Annotated in this window: 7 protein-coding genes and 1 pseudogene; all 8 read left to right on the top strand. The window is 62.6% G+C overall.

Going from position 1 to position 7220, the window contains the following annotated elements:
- Positions 1–222: 222 nt before the first annotated feature.
- Positions 223–1449 (top strand): annotated as a pseudogene (locus BMH52_RS25665) (chemotaxis protein CheA); the annotation flags it as partial.
- 48 nt (positions 1450–1497) lie between these two features.
- On the top strand, positions 1498–2628 hold the full coding sequence (locus tag BMH52_RS25660; protein WP_003192904.1) for a chemotaxis response regulator protein-glutamate methylesterase: 1131 nt from the start codon (positions 1498–1500) through the stop codon (positions 2626–2628).
- Entirely contained in the window at positions 2628–3368 is a 741-nt protein-coding gene (locus tag BMH52_RS25655; RefSeq protein WP_003192902.1) for a flagellar motor protein, read from the top strand. Before BMH52_RS25660 ends, BMH52_RS25655 begins: the two co-directional genes overlap by 1 nt.
- Before the next feature lie 151 nt (positions 3369–3519).
- Positions 3520–4407, top strand: coding sequence for a flagellar motor protein MotD (gene motD / locus BMH52_RS25650; RefSeq protein WP_073845470.1), 888 nt, complete (start codon positions 3520–3522; stop codon positions 4405–4407).
- 51 nt (positions 4408–4458) lie between these two features.
- On the top strand, positions 4459–5247 hold the full coding sequence (locus tag BMH52_RS25645) for a ParA family protein (protein WP_014719332.1): 789 nt from the start codon (positions 4459–4461) through the stop codon (positions 5245–5247).
- The gene (locus tag BMH52_RS25640; protein WP_014719331.1) at positions 5247–6038 is read left to right on the top strand and encodes a CheW domain-containing protein; all 792 of its coding nucleotides are present in this window, start codon (positions 5247–5249) and stop codon (positions 6036–6038) included. The genes BMH52_RS25645 and BMH52_RS25640 overlap by 1 nt, the downstream gene beginning before the upstream one ends.
- Before the next feature lie 79 nt (positions 6039–6117).
- Positions 6118–6600, top strand: coding sequence for a chemotaxis protein CheW (locus BMH52_RS25635; RefSeq protein WP_003192896.1), 483 nt, complete (start codon positions 6118–6120; stop codon positions 6598–6600).
- Positions 6601–6993: a DUF2802 domain-containing protein gene (locus BMH52_RS25630; protein ID WP_073845468.1), complete on the top strand. Its 393-nt coding sequence runs from the start codon at positions 6601–6603 to the stop codon at positions 6991–6993.
- Positions 6994–7220: the final 227 nt, after the last annotated feature.

Below are 7220 nucleotides of genomic sequence, written 5' to 3'. Positions count from 1 at the left end.
GGGTGGCTGGTGGTTGTTGCCTCGCGGTTGTGTAGGTTGTGGTGGCGTGTGGTTGGTTGCTTGCCGGCCTCTTGAGTGTCGGCTTCCGTGCTGGTCTGGTCCATGCGCACCTGGCGGTTGCGGCCCTGCACCGGTCCGCCCACGAGTGTGTCGGTGCTGTCGAGTGTCGCGGTATCCTCACGGACGGTGGGTGCGGTGTTGCGGGTAGGTTTTGCCGCTGCCGCTGGGGCGGCTGCGCGCGCAGCGGCCCCAGCGGCAGCGGAAAAACCTGCCAGCGAAGCCGAAACCACCGTGCGTGTGGATACCGCGCGCCTGGACGACATCATGAACATGGTGGGCGAACTGGTGCTGGTGCGTAACCGCCTGGTGCGCCTGGGCCTGAACAGCGGCGACGAAGCCATGCAGAAGGCCGTGTCGAACCTCGACGTGGTCACCGCCGACCTGCAAACCGCGGTGATGAAAACGCGGATGCAGCCGATCAAGAAAGTCTTCGGCCGTTTCCCGCGCCTGGTTCGTGACCTGGCGCGCCAGCTCAAGAAAGAAATCAACCTGGAACTGGTGGGCGAAGAAACCGACCTCGACAAAAACCTCGTCGAGGCTCTGGCTGACCCGCTGGTCCACTTGGTGCGCAACGCGGTCGACCACGGCGTAGAAACTCCGGAAGAACGCGAAGCTGCGGGCAAGTCCCGCAACGGCAAAGTGATTTTGGCGGCGGAGCAAGAGGGCGACCACATCCTGCTGTCGATCACCGATGACGGCAAAGGCATGGACCCGACCATCTTGCGCAATATCGCGGTCAAGCGCGGCGTGATGGACAAGGACGCCGCCGACCGCCTGACCGACACCGAGTGCTACAACCTGATCTTTGCCCCGGGGTTTTCGACCAAAACCGAGATCTCCGACGTGTCCGGGCGTGGCGTGGGCATGGACGTGGTGAAGACCAAGATCAGCCAGCTCAACGGCTCGATCAATATCTACTCGACCAAGGGCCAGGGCTCCAAGATCGTCATCAAGGTGCCGTTGACCCTGGCGATCATGCCGACCCTGATGGTGATGCTGGGCAACCAGGCGTTCGCCTTCCCGCTGGTCAACGTCAACGAGATCTTCCACCTCGACCTGTCGCGCACTAACGTGGTGGACGGCCAGGAAGTGGTGATCGTGCGTGACAAGGCGTTGCCGCTGTTCTACCTCAAGCGTTGGCTGGTGGCCTCGGCCGCCCATGAAGAACAACGCGAAGGCCATGTGGTGATTCTGTCCGTGGGTACCCAGCGCATCGGCTTTGTGGTCGACCAACTGGTGGGCCAGGAAGAAGTGGTGATCAAGCCTTTGGGCAAGATGCTGCAGGGAACCCCAGGCATGTCGGGCGCAACCATTACCGGTGACGGTCGCATCGCACTGATTCTCGATGTTCCGAGCATGCTCAAGCGTTACGCCGCACGGCGTATTTGATTCTGGTGGGGCAGGGCGGTCATGCCCGCCCCGCCTAACGGAGTGTTTATGGCAGTCAAGGTCCTGGTGGTGGACGATTCGGGTTTCTTCCGCCGCCGCGTCTCGGAAATTCTTTCCGCTGATCCAACGATCCAGGTGGTCGGCACGGCCACCAACGGCAAAGAGGCGATCGATCAAGCCATTGCCTTGAAGCCGGACGTGATCACCATGGACTACGAGATGCCGATGATGGATGGCATCACGGCCGTGCGCCACATCATGCAACGCTGCCCTACACCGGTATTGATGTTTTCCTCGCTGACTCACGAAGGCGCGCGGGTGACCCTCGACGCTTTGGATGCCGGCGCGGTGGACTTTTTGCCGAAGAATTTCGAAGACATCTCGCGCAACCCCGACAAGGTCAAGCAGATGCTGTGCGAGAAGGTGCACAGCATTTCCCGCAGTAACCGTCGCAGCCTGTTCAGCACACCTGCGCCAGCCCCTACGCCTGCGCCCGCCGCAGCGGCGCCCAGTTCGTCGTTTGCGCGCCCGGCCCCGGCGCCCGTGGCCCGGCCTGCGGTCGCGCCGGTGCGTGCCGCCGCAGCGCCGAGTGCGCATTCGCCGGCACCCAAGCGCAAGGCTTACAAGCTGGTCGCCATCGGCACCTCCACCGGCGGCCCGGTGGCCTTGCAGCGGGTATTGACCCAACTGCCGGCCAACTTCCCTGCGCCGATTGTGCTGGTGCAGCACATGCCGGCGGCATTCACCAAGGCGTTCGCCGAGCGCTTGGACAAGCTGTGCCGTATCACCGTCAAGGAAGCCGAGGATGGCGACATTCTGCGTCCTGGCCTGGCACTGCTGGCGCCGGGCGGCAAGCAGATGATGGTGGATGGGCGTGGCGCGATCAAAATCCTGCCGGGCGATGAGCGCCTGAACTACAAGCCGTGTGTGGATATCACCTTCGGTTCGGCGGCCAAGTCCTATGGCGACAAAGTTCTGGCGGTGGTGCTCACCGGCATGGGCGCCGATGGCCGTGAAGGTGCGCGCCTGCTCAAGCAGGGCGGCAGCGCCATCTGGGCCCAGGATGAAGCCAGTTGCGTGATCTATGGCATGCCCATGGCCATCGTCAAGGCTGACCTGGCCGATGCGGTCTACAGCCTGGACGACATCGGCAAGCACCTGGTGGAGGCCTGCCTCTGATGGATGTGTTGAGCCTGATCGGCATCACCATGGCGTTTGTCGCCATCATCGGTGGCAACTACCTGGAAGGCGGCCACCTCGGCGCCTTGGCCAACGGCCCGGCAGCGCTGATCGTGATCGGTGGCACCGTGGGCGCGGCGTTGTTGCAGTCGCCCCTGAGCTCATTCAAGCGTGCCATGCAGATTCTGGTGTGGATCATTTTTCCGCCACGGGTCGACCTGGCAGGCGGCATCGACCGCGTGGTCAATTGGAGCCTCACCGCCCGCAAGGAAGGCCTGCTGGGCCTGGAAGGCGTGGCCGATGCCGAGCCTGACAGCTACGCGCGCAAAGGCCTGCAACTGTTGGTCGATGGCGCCGAACCGGAAGCGATCCGCAGCATCCTCGAAGTGGACTTCTACACTCAGGAAAGCCGTGACATCAACGCGGCCAAAGTCTTTGAAAGCATGGGCGGCTACGCGCCGACCATTGGCATCATCGGCGCGGTGATGGGCCTGATCCACGTGATGGGCAACCTGGCCGACCCTTCGCAACTGGGCAGCGGCATTGCCGTGGCGTTTGTCGCGACCATCTACGGCGTGGCCAGTGCCAACCTGGTGCTGCTGCCGGTGGCCAGCAAGCTCAAGTCGATTGCCATGCGCCAGTCGCGTTATCGCGAAATGTTGCTCGAAGGCATCCTGTCGATTGCCGAGGGCGAGAACCCGCGCTCCATCGAATTGAAGCTTCAGGGCTTCATGGATTGATGCACATGAACACCCGTACCCCCGTAGGAGCGAGCTTGCTCGCGAAGAACCCGAGAGCGCCGCGTGCATTCAGGATGCCCGCGTTTTCGTTAACGATCTTCGCGAGCAAGCTCGCTCCTACAGTGGGGTGGGTGTGTGGGGGGGAGTGTCTGTGAGCCGTCGCCGTCGCGAGCCTGAAGAACACGTCAATCATGAGCGCTGGTTGGTGTCCTACGCGGACTTCATCACCTTGCTGTTCGCGTTTTTTGTGGTGATGTACTCGATCTCGTCGATCAACGAAGGCAAGTACAAGATCATTTCCCAGGCGCTGGTGGGCGTGTTCAACGATGCCGAGCGGTCGCTCAAGCCGATCCCTATCGGCGAAGAGCGGCCCAAGACCGTGACCCCGGCCAAGCCTCTGGTCAATGACAGTGATGAAACCGCCGCCGGTATCCAAGGCACCAGCGACCCGCTCAAGAGCATCGCAGACGATATCAGTGCCGCCTTTGGCGACCTGATCAGCTCCAACCAGATGACCGTGCGTGGCAATGAGTTGTGGGTGGAGATCGAGCTGAACTCCAGCCTGTTGTTCGCCAGTGCTGATGCATTGCCCAGTGACCAGGCGTTCACCATCATCGACAAGGTCGCTTTGATCCTCAAACCGTTTGAAAACCCGATCCACGTGGAAGGCTTCACCGACAATTTCCCCATCAGCACTGCGCAGTACCCGACCAACTGGGAGCTGTCCTCGGCCCGCGCATCGAGCATCGTGCGCATGTTGGCGATGCAGGGTGTGAACCCCCAGCGCCTGGCGTCGGTGGGCTATGGTGAATTCCAGCCGGTGGCCAATAACGCCACGGTCGAAGGCCGTGCCCGTAACCGCCGGGTGGTGCTGGTGGTCTCGCGCAACCTGGATGTGCGTCGCAGCCTGACCGGAACCGGCACCGCCAATGCCACCCCGGATGCGGCGTTGAAGCGTGCTGGCACACAAACTGCACCGCCCGTTGTCAAACCGCCGGTCCGACCGAGTAACGTCAATTCTCCGTCGCTGGCTCAATAACCGTATGCAATGTCTCGGTCGCGCCTGTGCCCGCCGGGAGGAACCAACCGAATGAGAGTCTGGGCAGTTGCCAATCAAAAGGGTGGAGTCGGCAAGACCACCACTTCCATCGCCTTGGCCGGTTTGCTGGCCGAAGCGGGCAAGCGTGTGGTCGTGGTCGACCTGGACCCCCACGGTTCCATGACCAGCTATTTCGGCTACGACCCGGATGCGCTGGAACATAGCTGCTATGACCTGTTTTTGCACAAGGGCAGCGTGCCGGCGGATCTGCCTGGGCAACTGCTGTTGCCCACCAGCAACGAAAGCATTTCCCTGCTGCCGTCGAGCACCGCCCTGGCCACGCTGGAGCGCCAGTCGCCAGGCCAGAGCGGCCTGGGCCTGGTGATCGCCAAGACCCTGGCGCAGCTGTGGCAGGACTTCGATTACGCGATCATCGACAGCCCGCCGTTGCTCGGCGTGCTGATGGTCAACGCGTTGGCGGCCAGCCAGCAATTGGTGATCCCGGTGCAGACCGAGCACCTGGCGGTCAAGGGCCTGGAGCGTATGGTCAGCACCCTGGCGATGATCAACCGTTCGCGCAAGCAGGCGCTGCCGTTCAGCATCGTGCCGACCTTGTTCGACCGTCGCACCCAGGCGTCCCTCGGCACCTTGCGCGTATTGCGCGATGCCTACCCGGACACCATCTGGAACGGTTACATCCCGGTGGACACGCGCCTGCGTGACGCCAGCCGTGCCGGGCTCACACCGTCGCAGTTCGACGGCAAGAGCCGTGGCGTGCTGGCCTACCGTGCGTTGCTCAAGCACCTGCTGTCGCAACAACTTGTGGCGCAGGTGGCGTGATGAACCGTCCTGTCGAATTCAAGACCCGCCCGCAACTGGCACTGGAATCCTACCTGGATGCCTTGCTGCAGGATGCGACGGCCGAGGAACTGCCAGAACCGATTCTGGTACTTGAGCCTGCTGTCGAACCCGAAAGCCCGCTGGATGAATTCCAGCAGGCGGTGATGGAAGAGCAGGCACGGGATGCGCAGGGGGTGGAGGTGCCCGTGGTGGTGCCAAGCGCCCCCGCGGTGGTGGCGCCCCCGGTGGTCGAACCGCTGGTGGACGTGCACCTGCCGCCCAGCATCACGCCGCCACCGGTGACGGGCGACGGTCGCCCCTCATGGGCTGCCGAGCCGTTCGAGTGCCTGCTGTTCGACGTCGCCGGGTTGACCCTGGCGGTGCCGCTGGTGTGCCTGGGCTCGATCTATTCCCTGGAAGGCCAGGAGCTGACGCCGTTGTTCGGGCAGCCAGAGTGGTTCCTCGGCATCCTGCCCAGCCAGGCCGGCAACCTCAAGGTGCTGGACACGGCGCGCTGGGTGATGCCCGACCGCTACCGCGATGATTTTCGCCAGGGCCTGCAATACGTGATCTCGGTGCAGGGCTACGAGTGGGGGCTGGCGGTGCATCAAGTCAGCCGCTCGTTGCGCCTGGACCCCAATGAAATCAAATGGCGCAGCCACCGCGGCCAGCGGCCGTGGCTGGCGGGCACGGTGATTGAACACATGTGCGCGTTGCTGGATGTCGCCGAGCTGGCCGAGTTGATCGCCAGCGGTGCGGTGAAGGCAATGCCACAGAACAAACGCAGTTGATTGAACAATAAGGGCCGTGCGGTTGCGCGGCCTACGTGCACACACGCCGTCGATAGCGGCATTTGAAGGGGTCAGATGAATGAACAAGTCAGCGTCCGCACAAGGTTTGGATGATCCGATCCTGCAATGGGTGACCTTCAAGCTGGACAACGAAACCTACGGCATTAACGTGATGCGCGTGCAGGAAGTGCTGCGCTACACCGAGATCGCCCCGGTTCCAGGCGCGCCAAGCTACGTGCTGGGCATCATCAACCTGCGTGGCAACGTGGTGACGGTGATCGACACCCGCCAGCGGTTCGGCCTGGACACGGTTGAAGTCAGCGACAACACCCGTATCGTGATCATCGAGGCCGACAAGCAAGTGGTCGGCATCCTGGTCGACAGCGTGGCCGAGGTGGTTTACCTGCGCCAATCGGAAGTGGAAACCGCACCGAACGTCGGTAACGAAGAGTCGGCCAAGTTCATCCAGGGCGTGTGCAACAAGAACGGCGAACTGCTGATTCTGGTTGAGCTGGACAAGATGATGAGCGAAGAAGAGTGGTCGGAACTGGAGAGCATCTGATTGTTCCTTGAGGCAGCGGTGATTGTCCTGGCCCTGTTGTGGGCCGGGACCTTGGCGTTTGTGCTGCGCTATGTGCGCCAGCAGCGGGAGTTGGCCTTGCAACAGGCCGAGCGCGATGTGGTGCGTGACCGGCGCATTCTGGAACTGGTCAAGCGCGTTGATCATTACCAGCAAAGTGCGGTGCGGGTGGGGGATGAGGTGCATGAACTGCGTGCGATTCTTGCGCCGTTGCCGGACAGGTTGGTGCAGTTGGAGCAGCGTGATCCGTCGAACCTGTCGTTTGCCCAGGCGGCCAAGCTGGTTGGCATGGGGGCGACGGTGGATGAGTTGACCCAGTCGTGCGGGCTGACCCAGGCCGAGGCGCAGTTGATGAGTAAGTTGCACAAGGGCTGATTCTCGACGCGGCTTGGCCGCCGCAGCGATCAACTGTGGGAGCTGGCTTGCCTGCGATGACGGCCTACCAGCCGACACCTCTCTACCTGACACCCCCGATCCAACTGTGGGAGCTGGCTTGCCTGCGATGACGGCCTACCAGCCGACACCTCTCTACCTGACACCCCCGATCCAACTGTGGGAGCTGGCTTGCCTGCGATGACGGCCTACCAGCCGACACCTCTCTA

The organism is Pseudomonas sp. BTN1 (assembly GCF_001907715.1).
Taxonomy (GTDB): Bacteria; Pseudomonadota; Gammaproteobacteria; order Pseudomonadales; family Pseudomonadaceae; genus Aquipseudomonas; species Aquipseudomonas paracarnis.
The sequence above is the reverse complement of the archived record's forward strand: the minus strand, read 5'-3'. Positions and strand labels throughout refer to the sequence as shown.